Source organism: Rhodococcus sp. 27YEA6, assembly GCF_044908235.1.
Taxonomy (GTDB): Bacteria; Actinomycetota; Actinomycetes; order Mycobacteriales; family Mycobacteriaceae; genus Rhodococcus_F; species Rhodococcus_F qingshengii.
Map to the genome: position 1 here is coordinate 209,962 of NZ_JBIYCY010000007.1, position 17,367 is coordinate 227,328.

Sequence of the window (17,367 nt, forward strand, 5' to 3'; positions counted from 1 at the left end):
TACCGAAGTTTCGTTTCACCTCCACGAAGGTCACCGGCTCGATTTGCCGTGCCGTTTTTCTCGGCAATTCAGCACTAAAGGAGTTCATCATGCTCGTCACACTCGGCTTCCTCATGGTTGCGGTGTTCATGTTCCTGATTCTCACCAAACGCGCGACCCCGGTGGTGGGACTGACTCTGGTTCCGGTGGCCTTCGGACTACTTGCCGGGGCCGGCCTCGGAATCGGCGACATGATCACCGACGGCATCAAGTCGCTCGCACCCACCGCGGCGCTGTTGTTCTTCGCGATCATCTTCTTCGGAATCATGATCGACGTCGGCCTCTTCGATCCGCTGGTCAAGCTCATCCTGCGGATGGTGCGAGACGATCCGATGAGGCTCGTGGTCGGAACCGCAGTGCTCGCGATGGTGGTCTCGCTGGACGGAGACGGTTCGACGACCTTCATCATCGTGACCTCGGCGCTGCTTCCGCTCTACCTCAAACTCGGTGTCAGTCCCGTCGTTCTGACGGTGATCGCCGGCCTGTCCAACGCGACGATGAACATCATTCCGTGGGGCGGCCCGACCGTCCGGGCCGCGAGCGCGCTGGGACTCTCACCCTCCGACGTGTTCGTGCCGATGGTGCCGTCGTTGATCGTCGGCCTGATCATGGTGCTCGGATTCGCGATTCACCTCGGGATCATGGAGCGCCGCAGGATCGGGACTTTGGTCCTGACTTCTGAGCGCATCCTCGAAAAGGTCGGAAACGGTGGAAGTTCCAGCACCGGTAGCGCCGGCACCGGCGGCTCGAACGACTCCGAGGACGACGGCGGCGACACCGGACGATTCATCGACGGCCTCGACCCCAAGCGGGACACCTTGCGGCCGAAATTGCTCTGGTTCAACGCTGCGCTGACGACGATCCTTCTCGTCGTACTCGTGATGGACATCCTGCCCATCCCGGTGCTGTTCATGATCGCGTCGTCGATCGCCCTCGCGGTGAACTTCCCGGCGGTCAAGGATCAGGGTGAAGCAATCGCACGCCATTCGTCGAGCATCGTCTCGGTGGTCGCGATGGTGCTGGCAGCAGCGGTGCTGACCGGCGTTTTCCAGGGAACCGGCATGGTCGAGGCGATGGCAGAGTGGCTGCTTCAGGTCATCCCCGACGCGATGGGCCCGCACCTCGCCGTCATCACGGGCGTCCTGAGTATCCCGCTCACGTTCTTCATGACCAACGACGCGTTCTACTTCGGTGTGCTGCCGGTGCTGTCCGAGACTGCAGCGCAGTACGGCATCGAGCCGGTGGAGATGGCGCGCGCCTCGATCACCGGGCAGGCCGTGCACATGCAGAGCCCGCTGGTCCCGGCGATCCTGCTACTGGTCACACTCGCCGGTGTTTCTCTGGCGGATCACCACAAGAAGGTTCTGTGGCGAGCGGGCCTGATCTCGATCACGATGCTCGTGGTCGGCGTCGGATTGGGGCAGATCCCCTTCTGAGCGCGATCAGTTGTGGAAGGGGCACCGGCCTTGGTCGGTGCCCTTCTTCTTTTTTGTCACGAAATTGGGCCGGATGTCGAGATCGGGCTCGTCGTACAGGCGGTGGAACGTCGGCGTGAGCGAGCTGGACATGGGCGGGTTCACCCATGACCAGTCGGTCGGGCACTTGCGCCCGGCCTTGTCCTCACGCGCGATGTGATCGATGAATTGCTTTGCGACAGTGTGATGGTCGACCATGATGACGCCGGCCTTGCGGTAGCTGTGGATAACTGCACGGTTCAGTTCGACCAGTGCGCGGTCCTTCCAGAGCGTGCGGTCGTGGCTCATGTCGAGCTCCATCATCGCTCCGATGGTGGGCAACATGTTGTAGCGATCGGTGTCGCTGAAGTTGCGTGCGCCTACCTCGGTGCTGACGTACCAACCACTGAACGGCGTGCAGGGATAAACGATTCCGCCGATGTCGAGGTTCATGTCCGAGACCGCAGGGACGGCATGCCATTTAAGCCCCAGATCAGCGAACCAGCTGTATTCGGGATGCTCGATCTCGACCTCGAGAACCAGGTCGGTCGGGACGTCGAAGTACTGCAGGGGTTCGTCGGGAACCGAAATCAGTACGGGGAGAACGTCGAACGGCGTACCGGCGCCCTTCCACCCCATCGCGGTGACCTGAGCAGTCAGATCGACGTGCCACGGGTCGCCCAGAATGGTGCCGTCAGGCTGCCGGTAGCCGGCGTAGCGGATCAGTTGCGGGCTGAGGATTCGGTACTCCTGACCGTCCTCGCGGGGGAGTGGTCCGACCGTCACGACCGACTGCAGAGCGCCGCCGTTGGTCGACAGTCGCAGGTGCTCCCAGCATGCTTCGGCGAGAGCGGAAGCCGTGACGGCATCGCGCGCGTCGATGAGTTTGAGGGTCCGCCAATGCGCGCGACCGACGCACCTGGCGTGGTTTCGCCACGCGAGTTTGGCGCCGACGAGCAATTCCTCCGCTGTGTGCGTGTAGGTGCCGGTCCGATGGAGTTCACGCAAGGCCTCACGCCGCCGAGACGTCGGGAGGTGGCCCAGTTCCGGAGAGTCGAAAAATTCGACGCACTCGAGTTCCCGACGTTGAAGCTCGGTCAGCGTCGGGGTAGTGGAGGCGATCTGGGACGTAAGCCCGCTATCGGTGGGCAATTCGTCCTGTCGAACAAAATCCACGGCACGACTCCTGTTTGGCTGGTTGAGATTTCGCTGAACGTTAGCTCGGCGATCGAGAGTGTCGAAGCTCTTGTTTATCTTGCACGCAAGAATAAGAAAGGGACGGTCACACCGCGAAATGGGGTCGCATTGTGACACTTGTCCAGAATGATTTACGAGTCAGACATTTGTGACATAAGCTGCAGACGAAATTCCGCGGCGGGTCTTGCCGCGTCTAGTCGGGACGAGGATGAGCGTGGATTCGCAAGCAATCTCTCTGGTCCGGTCGAGCTTCAAATCCGTCGCTGCGGTAGAAGATGGTCCGGAACGGCTCGCCCGTACCTTCTATTCGATCCTGTTCGCTCGATCGCCCGAAACCCGGGAGTTCTTTCCGGCAGCGATGGATGTGCAGCGTGACCGGCTTGTCAGCGCTATCGCTCACGTCGTCGAACGCCTCGACGAGTCCGACGCGATACTCGAGTACCTCGCGCAGCTCGGCCGCGATCACCGTAAGTACGGCGTCACCGACGAGCACTACACGGCAGTCGGCAATGCCCTGATCGAAGCACTCGAGACTTTCGGTGGCGCCGAAATGTGGACAGACGAGGTCGACAGCGCGTGGCGCAACGCGCTCGCGATCATCTCGGCAGCGATGATGGACGCCGCCAACGCGGAAGGCGGTCCGCCCGCGTGGAGTGCCACGGTCATCGAATGCCGCCCGGTCATCAAGGGCGTCGCCGTCGTGCGGCTGCAACTCGACCAGACGATGGAGTACCGCGCCGGTCAGTACGTCAGCGTGCAGGTCGCCGCGAGGCCACGGATGTGGCGCTACCTCTCTCCGGCCACGCCGTACGACGGGACCGGAATCCTCGAGTTCCACATCCGCCAGGTCACCGGCGGGTGGGTCAGCCCGGTCATGGTGAACCAGACCGCTGTCGGAGACACCTGGGTGGTCGGTTCGCCCATCGGCGCCTTGGGGATTCCGGAGAACTCCAAGGACCTTTTGATGATCGCGTCGGGAACCGGAGTGGCTCCGCTGCGCGCTCAGATACTCGAGCTGATCCGACGCGGCAACACCCGCAAGGTCCAACTGTTCTACTCCGGACAGCATCCGTGCGATCTCTACGACCTTCCGCATCTGTGGAAGCTGGCAGAGAAGTACCCGTGGCTCACGATCATCCCGGTCTCCGAAGAAGACGAGAATCCGTGGTGGCACACCGAAGTGGAGCCACTGCCGCCGATCGGCATGAAGCGGCGCATCGTCGGCAAGGTCGGTAAGGTCGTGACCTCGTTCGGGGACTGGGCGGGCTACGACATTCAGGTCGTAGGCAGCGAATCCATGGTCAACAGCACCAAATTCAGGCTTCGCGCAGTGGGCATCGACGTCGACACCGTTCGCAACGACCCGACGTACTGACCGTCAGTACGGATCGAACTGAATGACCTCGGCCGGCGTTCCGGCCTCGATCAATCGATCACGCGTCGACCGAACCATGGCCGCCGATCCGCACACCAGGACCTGATGTTCGGTGAACGCACCGTACGACGCGACGACGTCGGCGAGCGTGCCTTCGATGAGATGATCGTCGCCGAATCCGATGTCGACGTTCAACCGGTCGAACCATCCGTCGGGCGGGCCGCCGTCGGAGAGATCTTCGACGACAGGAATGGGCTGCAACCACGGAAACTGGTCGGCGAGCAGCCACAGCATGTCCGCAGCGTAGAGATCACGAAGCGTTCGGCCACCGAAGAAGAGGTACACCTGCGGCGGGTTCGGGGTCTGAGCCAGATCGAGAATGATCGACCGGAGTGGGGCCAAACCGGTTCCGCCCGCGACCATGATGACGGTGGGGCCGTTCTCGTCGACGGACAGGTTGCCGCGCGGGTCGAGGATCTGCCAGACGTCACCAGGCTGGGTGTCCTTGACTATCGAACCGCTGACCCAACCACCGGGAACCGTCTTGACGTGAAACTCCAACTTCCCGTCGTGTGAGGGAGGCAGTGCGGGGGAGAGTCGACGGAGCAACCGCGAATTCTGCGGGACGCTGACGTCGACGTACTGGCCCGGTCGGAACGGGACGACGTCGCCGACAAGACGAACAACCGCCAGATCCTCACGGAGACGGTGATGTTCGACGACTGTGCTCGACCAGGTTCGCTGGGCCATGAAAGTTCTCCTGTAGTCAGTAGAGCGGGTCGTGCCGGATCTGGTCGAGCGGAGTTCCGCCGGCACGCAAGGCGTAGACGGTTGTCTTGATCATCGACGGTGACCCCGAGATCTGCACCTGACGGTCGGCCCACGAACCGAACTGCGCGACCACTTTTCCGATCGGTCCGATCAGCCGGCTGTGCATTCCGAACGGTGGTTCGAGCACCGGTCCGTTGTGCCACCAAGGGTTTTCGGGTTCTTCGGAAACCGGCACGACGGTCAACCACGGGTTGCTGAGCGAGATGTGCCAGAGGGTTTCGAGGTCGTAGAGATCGCACGGATAGCGGCCGCCGACGAACAGGTGCACGCGCGGGTTGTGCGCGCGTTGAGACATTTCCATCACCTGTGCCCGCAGTGGAGCGATACCGGTGCCGGACCCGATCATGAGAACGTCACGGTCGCTGGTGAAGTCGACCTCGAGGCCGCCGAGGGGAGTGGACATGACCCAGCGGTCACCGACGTTGGTTTCGCTGACGATCGCGGGGCTGACCCATCCTCCCGACACCTTGCGGATGTGGAACTCGAGCTGACCGAAAGGGTTGGTCGGAATCGCCGGTGAGTAATACCGCCACATTTTCGGGCGCTGGGGAATCTGAACACCTACGTATTGCCCCGCCCCGTACGGAATGGGTGGGTCGGCTTCGAGGCGAACAATCGCCAGATCGTCGAGGACTCGTTCGTGGCTGACCACGGTTGCGCCCCAGAGCGCCGGGGTCGTATCGGATTCGGCGCCGTCGGCCATCGTGCTGACGACGAGGTCGGTGAACTGAGACCAGGCCTCGTCCAGATCCGGCGTCCACTTGTAGCGGCTGTGCGCGCTCGTGCCGTACATCGACCGAACCGCACGCTTCAGAGCGACGCCGGCGGCCTCGTAGTGCTCACGCTCGACGCCGTAGCGACGGTGGTCGCGGCCGAGTTGGGTGAGGAACTTCCGGATTCGGCGATGCTGGGGCAGATTCTTCACGACGAACTCGATGGCTCTGAAGAAACGGTGGCCCTGCGATTCCATCCCGGCCGGGAACAATGAGCGGTACAGAGGATGTTCCGCAAAGAGGCCGGTGTAGAACACTGCCGAGAAGTGCGCACGGCTCTCTTCGTCGTCGGTCAGAGAATCGAGGCTGGATTGCAGACGGGCGATCACTGTCGGATCCAATCCATCCCCCTTTCGCACCAGCTGCAACTCTCGCCACAATTCTAGTACGGCTGAAAATGTGACCTGAGTCATTATTTTTCGAGTGTGTTCGGTGAGCATCCGACGCTGCTGTTTCTGACCGACCAGCCGTGCAGGCAGCGTTGGTCGACGAAGAATCGGCGAGCAAATGGAGGCGTCATGACATACTCCTCCCTGAACTTCTCGGTGGTTGTCTCCCGCTCCCTGGGACGATGACATAGCCGCCTAGCCTGAGTTGGAGACTTGCCGATGGGATTTCAGACACCGCTGTATGAGCTGAGCGAATACCTGAAGTGGACCACGAGCGGAAAGATTCAGCTCCCAGATTTCCAGCGTGGCTACAAGTGGGAGGACGAGCGGATCCGTCAGTTGCTCGTGACGATCTTGCGTGGACACCCGCTTGGCGTGGTGATGCTGCTGAATACCGGCAACGATCAGATTCGTTTCAAGCCGCGCCCGATCGAAGGTACGTCCGTTTCGGACGGCACCACCGCTGATCTACTTTTGCTCGATGGGCAACAACGATTGACGTCACTCACTCAGGCCCTTACGGGGGATGGGGTGGTGCGCACAATGGACAGCCGCGGCAAGCTAATGAATCGTCGCTATTACATTGACATGCAGTTGGCCGTGCAGGGCGAGGATCGCATCGATGAAGCGGTCTTGTCGGTCCCTGGCGATGGCATCGAACGGACCAACTTCGGCAAAGACATCGTTCGCGACGTTTCCACACCTGAGAAAGAGCAGGCCGGCGGCCTGTTTCCGGTGCGTCTCCTGTTTGGAGACGCAATGTCGTGGCTGTTTGGTCTTGATGACCGTGAACTTGCGAAAAGGTTCAACGCAGATATCTTGAAACCAGCTGGTTCCTACAACATTCCTGCGATCGAGCTCGGAAGGGATACCAGCAAATCGGCCGTAGCGACAGTTTTCGAGAAGGTCAATGTGGGTGGTCTGCCCCTGAATGTCTTCGAACTGCTGACCGCTACGTTTGCCGGTGACGCTGCGTACTTTGCCGAGCATGGGACTGACTTTCGTCTGAACGACGATTGGAAGGAGTCGAAGGCCAAGTTCGTGCCATATCCGGTCCTCGCGGGTTTGGAGAACACGGACTTCCTTCAAGCCGTCACGCTACTTGCAACACGGAAACGGAACCTTGCCGACACCAGTACACGGCCTCCGGCAATCTCTGCCAAGCGCGAGGACGTGCTGAAGCTGACGTTGGATGAGTACCTGGAATGGGTAGGGCCGCTACGTGAGGCGTTCATTTGGGCATCGGACTTTCTCGCCGACCGCCACATCTTCGACACCCGTTTTCTTCCCTACCCGAAGCAACTCGTTCCACTTGCGGCGATTCGGGTTGTCATGGGCAGCGACGCTGACTTGTTCGGCCCTCGCGAGAAGCTTGTCCGGTGGTTCTGGTGTGGAATCCTCGGCGAACTCTACGGCGGGGCTATCGAGACCCGGTTCGTCCGCGACCTCGAACAGGTACCGGCCTGGGCGCGCGGACTGGACAGCGCCGCAACGCCGAACAGCGTGAACGACGCGACATTTGTCGAGTCTCGACTCCATTCACTTCGCACGCGCCAAGCTGCGGCATACAAGGGCATTTATGCGCTCTTGCTTGGTAACGAAGCCCGAGACTGGATGGAAGACAAGGCCTTGGACAAGGTGCAGTACGTCAGCCTCGCTGTTGACATTCATCATATTTTTCCGAAGAAGTGGTGCAACGACAACAAGATCGACGACGAACATCGCGAGAGCGTGGTAAATAAGACCGCTATCTCGGCTGTCACCAATCGCACGATCGGGGGAGCGGCGCCCTCCGCCTACCTGGCTCAGATCGAGAAGAAGGCGCAGATCGGTTCGGCGAAGCTCGACGAACTGGTGGAGGCTCACCTTGTGCCCGCAGCCCATCTTCGCTCCAATGACTTCGACGCCTACTTCGTCGAGCGGCGATCGCGCCTGTGCGACATGGTGGAGAAAGCTATGGGAAAGGCGGTGCCTCGGGACGTCGGTCACGATGCCGGAGAGGACTCGGCTCAGTTCCAATTGGCGGAGATTGAAGAACTCCCAGAAGAAGCCGAGTGATCTGGGTGGGCGATGACATGAGTTGCCCTGGCGAACCACCCGATGTGAATGCAGGCCTCTTTCATCTGTGAAAAGACCATTAGCCAAAGCATATTCGGTTGGAATAGACCTATTTCGTGTTGTTGTCTGTCCTCTGGTTGGCTGCTGGCGCGGTGTATTCACGGCCGCATAGCCGTTGATCTGGTCGCTGAAGTCGAGGGGATCAGCGTCGTCTCCAACCCGTTGCTGGTGGACCTCACCTTGCTCGAGGTGGGCTGCCGCGCTGAGGTGAAACTCAGCTATGTCGTAACCGTCAGTTATGTCTAACAGCCTGGACGTCTGGTGCGGGCACGTAAGGTCGGCTGCTCGTTCGGTCGGATTAGTTCCGTCGGTCAACCGGCCCCTGTCTGAAACAGTGCATGGTCGTACGCACGCGTGATACCGGTCCGGTCGGCTGCCGAACTGAGTTGAAATATTCAGAGTCCGCGACTCGAATACTCGATCGGGATCTCACACGTCTTCAAGTTGTGATCGACATTATTCACGATTCTGGACTTCCGTTTCGATTGCGGGGTCCTGCCTACTAAGACCGAAAATGTGACCTACGAAACCAACTCGGCCTGGCGAAAACAAACTTGAGCGGAATAGACTCAAGTTTGTCCGCGTTGAGCATATTGACACAGTCGCAATACCAACCGGTCGCGGCTCTTCCCGTTCGACTTCGCCAGAAAGGTGACAAGTGGACTCGTTCACACCAACAACCAAGACCCAGGCTGCGATGACGGCTGCACTGCAGTCGGCGTCGTCGGCGGGTAACCCCGATATCCGGCCTGCCCATCTGCTGGTCGCATTGCTCGACCAGACCGACGGCATCGCTGCCCCACTACTCAAAGCTGTAGGCGTCGACCCCACGGTCGTACACCGTGAAGCACAGGCAATCGTCGATCGCCTGCCCAAGACAACCGGCGCAAGCTCCACCCCGCAACTCGGGCGTGAGGCACTCGCGGCACTCACTGCTGCTCAGCACCTCGCCACCGAGATGGACGACGAATACGTCTCCACCGAGCACGTCCTCTACGGACTGGCCGGCGGCGACTCCGACGTCGCACAGTTGCTCGTACGGCACGGCGCCACCCAGGACGCATTGCGTGAAGCCTTCACCACCGTCCGCGGTAGCGCTCGCGTCACCAGCCCGGAGCCCGAAGGCACCTACCAAGCGCTGGAAAAGTACTCCACCGACCTCACCGAAGCTGCACGTAGCGGCAAGCTCGACCCGGTGATCGGTCGCGACACCGAGATTCGCCGTGTCGTGCAGGTGCTCTCGCGTCGTACCAAGAACAACCCGGTACTCATCGGTGAGCCCGGCGTCGGCAAGACCGCGATCGTGGAGGGCCTTGCCCAACGCATCGTCGCGGGTGACGTCCCGGAATCGCTGCGAGGCAAGACCGTCGTGTCCCTGGATCTCGGGTCCATGGTCGCCGGTGCCAAGTTCCGCGGTGAATTCGAAGAACGCCTCAAGGCTGTCCTCGACGACATCAAGAACAGTGCCGGACAGGTCATCACCTTCATCGACGAGTTGCACACCATCGTCGGCGCCGGAGCCACCGGTGAATCCGCGATGGACGCAGGCAACATGATCAAGCCGATGCTCGCCCGTGGTGAGCTACGGCTGGTCGGTGCGACCACACTCGAGGAGTACCGCAAGTACATCGAGAAGGACGCAGCACTCGAGCGTCGTTTCCAGCAGGTGCTCGTCGGTGAGCCCTCGGTCGAGGACACCATCGGTATCCTGCGCGGCCTCAAGGAGCGCTACGAGGTGCACCACGGCGTGCGCATCACCGACTCCGCGTTGGTGGCGGCTGCCGCGCTGTCGGACCGCTACATCACGTCGCGGTTCCTGCCGGACAAGGCCATCGACCTCGTGGACGAAGCCGCATCGCGACTTCGTATGGAGATCGACTCGCGTCCCGTCGAGATCGACGAGGTGGAACGCACGGTTCGCCGACTCGAAATCGAAGAAGTGGCACTCGAGAAGGAAACCGACGACGCGTCCAAGGCGCGGCTCGAGAAGCTGCGTCAGGAACTCGCGGACGACCGCGAAAAGCTCAATCAGCTCAGCACCCGCTGGCAGAACGAAAAGCAGGCCATCGACTCGGTGCGCGTGCTGAAGGAACAGCTCGAAACCCTGCGAGGAGAGTCCGAACGCGCTGAGCGTGACGGCGATCTGGGCAAGGCAGCCGAGTTGCGCTACGGCCGTATCCCGGCGCTCGAGAAGGAACTGGAAGAGGCAGCAGCCGCTTCCGGAGCTGCCTCCGACGGTGACGTGATGCTCAAGGAAGAGGTCGGGCCTGACGACGTCGCAGACGTGGTCGCAGCCTGGACCGGAATCCCCGCCGGCCGGATGATGGAAGGCGAAACCGAGAAGCTGCTCCGCATGGAGTCCGAACTCGGCAAGCGCGTCGTCGGCCAGACCGACGCCGTCGTCGCCGTCTCGGATGCGGTTCGCCGCGCCCGAGCAGGTGTCGCCGACCCCAATCGGCCCACCGGTTCCTTCCTGTTCCTCGGCCCGACCGGCGTCGGTAAGACGGAGCTCGCCAAAGCCTTGGCGGACTTCCTCTTCGACGACGAGCGCGCGATGATCCGCATCGACATGAGCGAATACGGTGAGAAGCACTCGGTGGCCCGACTCGTCGGTGCTCCTCCGGGATACGTCGGCTACGAAGCCGGTGGCCAGCTCACCGAAGCAGTTCGACGACGCCCGTACTCGGTGGTCCTCTTCGACGAGGTCGAGAAGGCACACCCCGACGTGTTCGACGTCTTGCTCGCAGTGCTCGACGAAGGCCGACTGACCGACGGTCAAGGCCGCACGGTGGACTTCCGCAACACCATCTTGATCCTGACCTCCAACCTGGGATCCGGTGGCACGCGGGAGCAGGTCATGGATGCGGTACGCCATGCGTTCAAGCCGGAGTTCATCAACCGTCTCGACGACGTGGTCATCTTCGACTCGCTCTCCGAGGAGCAGTTGGAGCACATCGTGGACATCCAGCTCGAGCAGTTGCAGAAGCGTCTGGCTGCGCGTCGTCTCACCCTCGAGGTGAACGGTGCGGCTCGGATGTGGCTCGCAGTGCGCGGCTACGACCCGCTGTACGGCGCTCGGCCATTGCGTCGACTCGTTCAGCAGTCGATCGGCGACCAGCTCGCCAAGCTGCTCCTGGCCGGCAAGGTCCAGGACGGCGACACCGTGCACGTCGGTGTCAGCGAGGACGCGGATCAGTTGGTTCTCTCCTGATTCGGTAAGCGGAATGCCCCGTCGATCCACTTGGATCGGCGGGGCACTCGCATTTTGTTCTACCCTGGATGGCTGGATGCTCGAACCGGGGACGAGTGCACCCGCGCCTCTCCGAACGACTCCGACGCTCTTTCGTCCCAACCGAAGGTGAGCCAGGCATGACCGATCAGAACGATCCGCGTAACTCGGGTGGGCCGCGCCGTGAGGATCCCGAGGCGACCGAGGTGTGGGGGCGTACGCCCGACCAGCCGACGGAGCAGTACGGGACGGTGTCCGGCCAGAATCCGAACCAGCCGACGGAGTATTTCGGTCAGCAGCCCGGGGCACAGCAGTATCCGGGGGCACAGCAGTATCCCTACGGCGGACCGGATCAGAACACGGAGTACTTGGGGCAGCAGGGGCAGCAGCCGAATCCCACTCAGGCGTTCCCTGCCTACAACCCGCAGTTCGATCCGCAGGCGCCGCCGCCTGGTGCGACGCAGGCCTATCCGCCGTACACCGCTCAGCAGTACGGGAACCCGGATCAGTACGGGAACACGCAGCAGTACGGAAATACACAGCAGTATCCGGTTGCCGGTGGTGGCGGTGGAGTTCCGCCGGAACAGCCGTTCATCGACGATGGATCGTCGGGCGGCGGTAAGAAGCGCAAGCTCGCGACGTGGGTGGCCGCCGGTGTGGTCGGGATCCTGGTCGCCGTGATCGCGATCATCGCGTTCTCGGCGTTCGGCTCGAACGACAAGGGCACCCAGACCGCTTTCGTTCCCCCGACCACCACGACGCAGGCGCCGACCACGACACCGCCGAAGGCCAGCACCACGGCGCCGACTCCGACGACGGATTCTCCGCTCAGCCAGCTTCCAGGCGGGCTCGGCGAAGTCATCGGTGACGCCGGGGGAGCCGTCGGCACCGTGAAGTCGAACGACGGCGGCACGTTGGTCATCGATTCGATCGGGGGTTCGCAGGTGACGATTCTGACCACAGCGGACACCACGCTCATCGCGCTCAACCGCGCCACCATCGCCGATCTGCAACCGGGAGACAACATCGTCGTCGACGGCACGCCGGTGGAGAACGGCACGATGACCGCCAACACGATTCTGAGTACGTCGCTGCCGAAGTTCGGCAACTGAGTCGTTCACGACACATCGGGCGAGTCCACCAGGGTGTCGCGGGAGGTTGAGGCCGCGAGTCGCTACCCTGGAGGGTGATGACTGGAATGTGGTTCGGACTGGCAGCAATTGCACTCGCAGGCGCGGGTGCGCTTCTGTACGTCGACAGGACGAGGCGAGATCAATCCGGGCGAGTGCGTCAGATCTGGGCCAAGGCGCAGGGTTACACGTACACGGCCACTGACGATCAGCTGGCAGGCGAATGGCACCGCGCGGTCATGGCCAAGCAGGACTACCTCACTGCTACCGACGTCGTCCGCGGCCGCCGTCGCGGAGAGCAGTTCGTGCTGTTCGACCTGGAGGAGACCGCAACCATCGTGGCTGTTCGCCGCGAGATCGGGTCGGACGTCGACATCGATCTTCGGTTGAAGTCGACGGCTCCGCCCAAGGACGGCGACCTGAACCTGTTGGGTGCGATCGGTTCACGAGTCGTCTTCGCGACCGATCTCGAGATCGCACGTCGTGTCTGTGATCAGCGCATGGTGGCGTTCACCGAATCGGTTCCGCCGTCGATCAGCATGCTGTGGAGCGAAGGGCAGTGGACGCTCGGTTCGCTTCCGGTGACCAGTAACGGCCGGGACTGGGACGCGGCAATCGAGTCGGTTGCGCGCCTGTCCGGCATTCTGCATGTCCTGCCTCCCGTCACCGATCCCAACGAACTCGAGGTCGATCACGATCCGAGCCGCCCGCGGCCGGGCGCCGAGAAGTCTCGCCCAACTCCGGATCCGGTAGAACAGCCCCGTTCGCGTCAAGAGCAGCCGCCCCGTGACGCTCCGCCGCGTGAATTTGCCCCGCGTGAGTCCGCACCGCGTGAGCCCGCACCGCGGGAATCTGCGCCACGTCCGGATCAATCGCTGCGCAAGCCCGAGGCGGCTGACAAGCCGGCTCAGCGCCCGGCGTCGCAGCGCTCGGGCACAATTCGCCCGGTCGACTGACCTTTAAGGTTCCCGTCCAGGCGCGATAACCACTAGCGTGGCCGGTATGTCGACTTCCCACTCGGATCGCCCTGTGCGTCCCGTTGCCCTGGTGACCGGGCCCACCTCTGGTCTCGGCGCCGGTTTCGCCAAGAAATACGCCTCCCTCGGATACGACCTGGTTCTCGTCGCACGTGACGAGGTCAGATTGCACGACCTCGCGTCCGAGTTGAAGACGATGTTCGGCACCGAGTCGGAGATTCTGGTTGCCGATCTCGCATCGGAGGCCGGACGCGACACGGTCGCGCTTCGTTTGGAGAAGGGCGTCGAGGTGTTGGTGAACAACGCCGGATTCGGTACCTCCGGCGAGTTCTGGACCGCCGATCCGGCGCTTCTTCAGTCTCAACTCGACGTCAACGTCACCGCCGTGATGCGGCTGACCCGTGCGGCGCTGCCCAGCATGATCGCGTCGGCGCACGGAACGATTGTCAACGTGGCGAGCGTCGCGGGCCTGCTGTCCGGGCGGGGTTCGACGTATTCGGCAAGCAAGGCCTATGTCATCTCGTTCACCGAAGGGCTGTCCGGCGGGTTGGCCGGGACGGGAGTGCGCGTGCAGGCGCTGTGCCCGGGCTTCATTCGCACCGAGTTCCACGAGCGCGCGGGCATCGAGATGTCCACGATCCCCAAGCCGATGTGGCTGAGCGTCGACCAGGTGGTTGCGGCGTCGATGAAGGATCTCGGTGACGACAAGGTCATCAGTATTCCGGGATTCCAGTACAAGGTCCTCACGACGGCCGGGCGTCTCGTTCCCAAGGGGCTGGTTCGCCGGCTGACCAACATCGTCGGACGTGGCCGCGGGCGGACGTAGCCCAGAGGCGGAAGCCGGACGTAGCCCAGAGGCAGAAGCCGAACACAAGGCAGTGGTCGGTAGGCTGAGCACTCATGAGCGATCGTGAGGATTTGGCTGCGCTGGTGCGCGAATTGGCTGTTGTACACGGAAAGGTGACGTTGTCCTCGGGCAAGGAAGCCGATTACTACGTCGACCTTCGCCGCGCGACACTTCACCACAAGGCAGCGCCGCTGATCGGCTCGCTGCTGCGTGAACTGGTCGCGGACTGGGATTTCGACGCCGTCGGCGGTTTGACGATGGGCGCCGACCCGGTTGCCATGGCGGTGATGCACGCTCCCGGCCGACCGATCGATGCGTTTGTCGTCCGCAAGGCCGCGAAGGCCCACGGGATGCAGCGCCAGATCGAGGGCCCGGACATCGTCGGCAAGCGTGTCCTGGTTGTCGAGGACACGACCACGACGGGCAATTCGCCGTTGACAGCAGTGAAGGCCCTGCGCGAGGCAGGGGCCACCGTGGTCGGAGTCGCTACGGTCGTCGATCGCGCGACGGGTGCGGATGCGGTGATCGGTGCCGAGGGCGTCGAGTACCGCTCGCTGCTGGGCCTGGAAGATCTGAACCTGAGCTGACGCCCCGTGAGTGGTTAAGGAGTCCCTGCACTCCTCAACCACTCACAGGGGTCAGTCGCCTACGGTGACGGCGAGTGCTTCGTCGACGCTGTGCGGCGCGGGATCGTGGTCGTCGACGTGAGCGAGAACCTTACGTCCGCTCGACAGGACGAATACGGCGGCGAGGGTGAGCACCGCGCCGACCCAGAACGGCATGTGGACGTTGGATTCGCCGAGCTTGCCGGCTACCCACGGAGCAGCGGCGCCGCCGACGAATCGAACGAAGCTGTAAGCAGCCGAGGCGGTCGACCGCTCCACGGGAGCTGAGATCATGACGGTTTCGGTGATGAGTGTGTTGTTCACGCCGAGGAACAAACCGGCGAGGACGACACCGACGATCAAGACGATCTTGTTCTCGGTGAACAGCGCCATCATGCCTAGGTCGAGTGCGAACAGGGTCAGTGCCAGCATCATCATCGGCAGGGTGCCGAAGCGTCGTTGCAGGCGAGGGGCGAGGAAAACCGACGAGATCGCCAGCATCAGGCCCCAACCGAAGAAGATGAATCCGATCGGGTACGCCCCCATGTCGAGGGGGAACGGCGTGTACGCGAGCAGCGTGAAGAATCCGTAGTTGTAGAGCAGCGCGGTGATGGCAACGGTGAGTAGCCCGCGGTGCCGCAACGCCTGGAAGGGCGCAGCGATGGACGTGTGGTGTTCGGGCTTGGGTGCGCTCGGAAGCATCACCACGATGAGAATGAAGGCGACCGCCATCAGGGCTGCGACGCCGAAGAACGGTGCGCGCCAGCTGATGTCACCGAGAACTCCGCCGACCAGCGGTCCGACTGCGATACCGATGCCCAATGCAGCCTCGTACAGGATGATCGCCCGTGCCACGCCGCCGCTGGCCGCGCCGACGATTGCCGCGAGCGCCGTTGCGATGAACAGTGCATTGCCGAGTCCCCAGCCCGCACGGAATCCGACGATCTGGCCGATGGTGCTGGAAGCGCCTGCCAGAGAAGCGAACACGATGATGATGGCAAGGCCTGCAAGAAGTGTTTTCTTGGCGCCGATGCGGCTGGACACCACACCGGTGATGAGCATGGCCACGCCGGTGACGAGCATGTAGCTGGTGAACAGCAGCGAAACCTGCGACGGTGTGGCGTCGAGTTGTTCGCCGATCGGCTTGAGGATCGGATCGACCAATCCGATGCCCATGAAGGCGATGACGCTGGCAAAGGCTACCGCCCACACCGCTTTCGGTTGTTTCAGGAGGCTCGGCGGAGCCTCGTTCTGGTGCGTTGATGTCGCGGTCGTGTTGCTCACGGCCACCTCCTTTTTCAGTGGTGGTGTTTCAGCTGGGATCGGAAGTCTTGATGATGGACCGCAATTCGGCCAATCCGTCGGCCAGTTTCTTGATCTGCTCAGGCCCGAGTTCGACGAAGTGGGGGACTAGAGCGTCGGCGATCTCGTTTCGACCGTCGTTCAAGATCTTTCGGCCCTTGTCCGTCATGGCCACTCGAACTGCCCGGGCGTCTTCGGGGTCGGCGCGGCGTTCGACGTAACCGTTCTCGCCGAGTTTGCGCAGTAGTGCAGTGGCAGAGGGCTGCGAGCTTCTGTCGAGTCGAGCGAAGTCGCTGATCCGCATTTCGCCGTATTCCTCGAGTAACGAGAGTGCGCGCAGCCAGGCGCGTGGGTACTGATCGGACGCGAAGGAGCCTGCCAGCTTCGCGAAGCGGTGCGTATTGCTCACGAGGTCGACGAGTAGTTCGTGCAGTTGCTGTTCTTCGTCTGTCACGAAGAATATTATTGCATAGGTTAACTATGTAAATCAACGAGTCCGTGGAAGGTGGTCCGTCACGGCGGTGGCTACCAGCGACGGCACATCGAGGTCGGGTGCGACGAGTGCGAGGCTTCGATTTGCCGCCAGCACTGCGATGCCGTGGGTTCCGGTCCAGATGTTCAACGCAGATGTGGTGGGATCGGAGGCGTCGGCCTCTTCGGTCAGGGATTGCAGGGCGGCGAAGAGTGGGAGAGAAGACTCTCGGAGGTTGCTGCCTGCGCCCTCGAGGAGGTCGTGGCGAAACATCAACTCGAACATCGCCGGTCGCTCCTGGGCGAATGACACGTATTCGATTGCTGCCGAGATCAATCGGCTACGAGCGGATTGTTTGCCGGCGAGGACGGGATCGAGTCTGTCGGCGAGATCGCGCAGGCCGTGTGAGGCAATTGCGGCTAGCAGGCTGTTGTGGGTCGGAAAGTATCTCCGCGGGGCGCCGTGCGACACGCCCGCCCGACGCGCTATCTCCCGTAGCGTCAGTTCTGTGGCGCCGTCGGCATCGAGAATCTCGACGCCGGTGGCGACGAGTGTTTCGCGAAGGCTGCTGACAGTCATGGAAGACAGTGTCTACTATTCTTGTCGTAGACACTGTCTACTAGACGGAA

The 17,367-nt window shown here is 62.3% G+C and carries 14 protein-coding genes; 8 read left to right on the forward strand and 6 right to left on the reverse strand.

Annotated elements, in window-relative coordinates:
• Positions 1-89: 89 nt before the first annotated feature.
• The gene (locus ABH939_RS19845) at positions 90-1,475 is read left to right on the forward strand and encodes a CitMHS family transporter (protein WP_003944372.1); all 1,386 of its coding nucleotides are present in this window, start codon (positions 90-92) and stop codon (positions 1,473-1,475) included.
• Between the two features lie 6 nt (positions 1,476-1,481).
• Here the strand turns inward: ABH939_RS19845 and ABH939_RS19850 are convergent, their stop codons facing one another.
• Entirely contained in the window at positions 1,482-2,669 is a 1,188-nt protein-coding gene (locus tag ABH939_RS19850) for a nitric oxide synthase oxygenase (RefSeq protein ID WP_042924169.1), read from the reverse strand.
• A gap of 235 nt (positions 2,670-2,904) precedes the next feature.
• On the opposite strand from ABH939_RS19850, the gene ABH939_RS19855 reads away from it, so the two are divergent.
• Positions 2,905-4,065, forward strand: coding sequence for a globin domain-containing protein (locus ABH939_RS19855; RefSeq protein ID WP_054781177.1), 1,161 nt, complete (start codon positions 2,905-2,907; stop codon positions 4,063-4,065).
• A 3-nt stretch (positions 4,066-4,068) separates the two neighbouring features.
• On the opposite strand, the gene ABH939_RS19860 is transcribed toward ABH939_RS19855, so the two are convergent.
• Both ABH939_RS19860 and ABH939_RS19865 read right to left on the reverse strand, forming a co-directional pair.
• A complete protein-coding gene (locus tag ABH939_RS19860) occupies positions 4,069-4,815 on the reverse strand; it encodes an FAD-binding oxidoreductase (protein WP_003944435.1) in 747 nt (248 codons plus the stop codon).
• Between the two features lie 16 nt (positions 4,816-4,831).
• A complete protein-coding gene (locus ABH939_RS19865; protein ID WP_217018515.1) occupies positions 4,832-6,028 on the reverse strand; it encodes an FAD-binding oxidoreductase in 1,197 nt (398 codons plus the stop codon).
• Positions 6,029-6,277: 249 nt separating this feature from the next.
• Here ABH939_RS19865 and ABH939_RS19870 point away from each other — a divergent pair, with 249 nt between their 5' ends.
• The 6 genes from ABH939_RS19870 to pyrE all read left to right on the forward strand — a co-directional run bounded on the left by ABH939_RS19870 (position 6,278) and on the right by pyrE (position 14,946).
• Complete coding sequence (locus ABH939_RS19870) at positions 6,278-8,116, forward strand: DUF262 domain-containing protein (protein ID WP_134998291.1); 1,839 nt, start codon at positions 6,278-6,280, stop codon at positions 8,114-8,116.
• A gap of 718 nt (positions 8,117-8,834) precedes the next feature.
• Entirely contained in the window at positions 8,835-11,387 is a 2,553-nt protein-coding gene (gene clpB, locus ABH939_RS19875; RefSeq protein WP_007726750.1) for an ATP-dependent chaperone ClpB, read from the forward strand.
• Positions 11,388-11,545: 158 nt separating this feature from the next.
• The gene (locus ABH939_RS19880) at positions 11,546-12,517 is read left to right on the forward strand and encodes a hypothetical protein (RefSeq protein ID WP_042452195.1); all 972 of its coding nucleotides are present in this window, start codon (positions 11,546-11,548) and stop codon (positions 12,515-12,517) included.
• 86 nt (positions 12,518-12,603) lie between these two features.
• Positions 12,604-13,491: a hypothetical protein gene (locus ABH939_RS19885; RefSeq protein ID WP_003944407.1), complete on the forward strand. Its 888-nt coding sequence runs from the start codon at positions 12,604-12,606 to the stop codon at positions 13,489-13,491.
• A gap of 46 nt (positions 13,492-13,537) precedes the next feature.
• Complete coding sequence (locus ABH939_RS19890) at positions 13,538-14,338, forward strand: SDR family oxidoreductase (protein ID WP_037131478.1); 801 nt, start codon at positions 13,538-13,540, stop codon at positions 14,336-14,338.
• 74 nt (positions 14,339-14,412) lie between these two features.
• Positions 14,413-14,946 carry an orotate phosphoribosyltransferase gene (gene pyrE, locus ABH939_RS19895; RefSeq protein ID WP_003944385.1) on the forward strand — a complete coding sequence of 178 codons (534 nt, stop codon included), beginning with the start codon at positions 14,413-14,415 and terminating at the stop codon, positions 14,944-14,946.
• Positions 14,947-14,997: 51 nt separating this feature from the next.
• Here the strand turns inward: pyrE and ABH939_RS19900 are convergent, their stop codons facing one another.
• The 3 genes from ABH939_RS19900 to ABH939_RS19910 are packed head-to-tail and all read right to left on the reverse strand — an operon-like array spanning position 14,998 to position 17,317.
• Positions 14,998-16,254 carry an MFS transporter gene (locus ABH939_RS19900; protein WP_003944384.1) on the reverse strand — a complete coding sequence of 419 codons (1,257 nt, stop codon included), beginning with the start codon at positions 16,252-16,254 and terminating at the stop codon, positions 14,998-15,000.
• A 22-nt stretch (positions 16,255-16,276) separates the two neighbouring features.
• Positions 16,277-16,720 (reverse strand): MarR family winged helix-turn-helix transcriptional regulator, encoded by a 444-nt coding sequence (locus ABH939_RS19905; RefSeq protein WP_003944339.1) that lies wholly within the window; start codon positions 16,718-16,720, stop codon positions 16,277-16,279.
• 33 nt (positions 16,721-16,753) lie between these two features.
• Positions 16,754-17,317 carry a TetR/AcrR family transcriptional regulator gene (locus ABH939_RS19910; protein ID WP_007726755.1) on the reverse strand — a complete coding sequence of 188 codons (564 nt, stop codon included), beginning with the start codon at positions 17,315-17,317 and terminating at the stop codon, positions 16,754-16,756.
• Between the last annotated feature and the right edge of the window lie 50 nt (positions 17,318-17,367).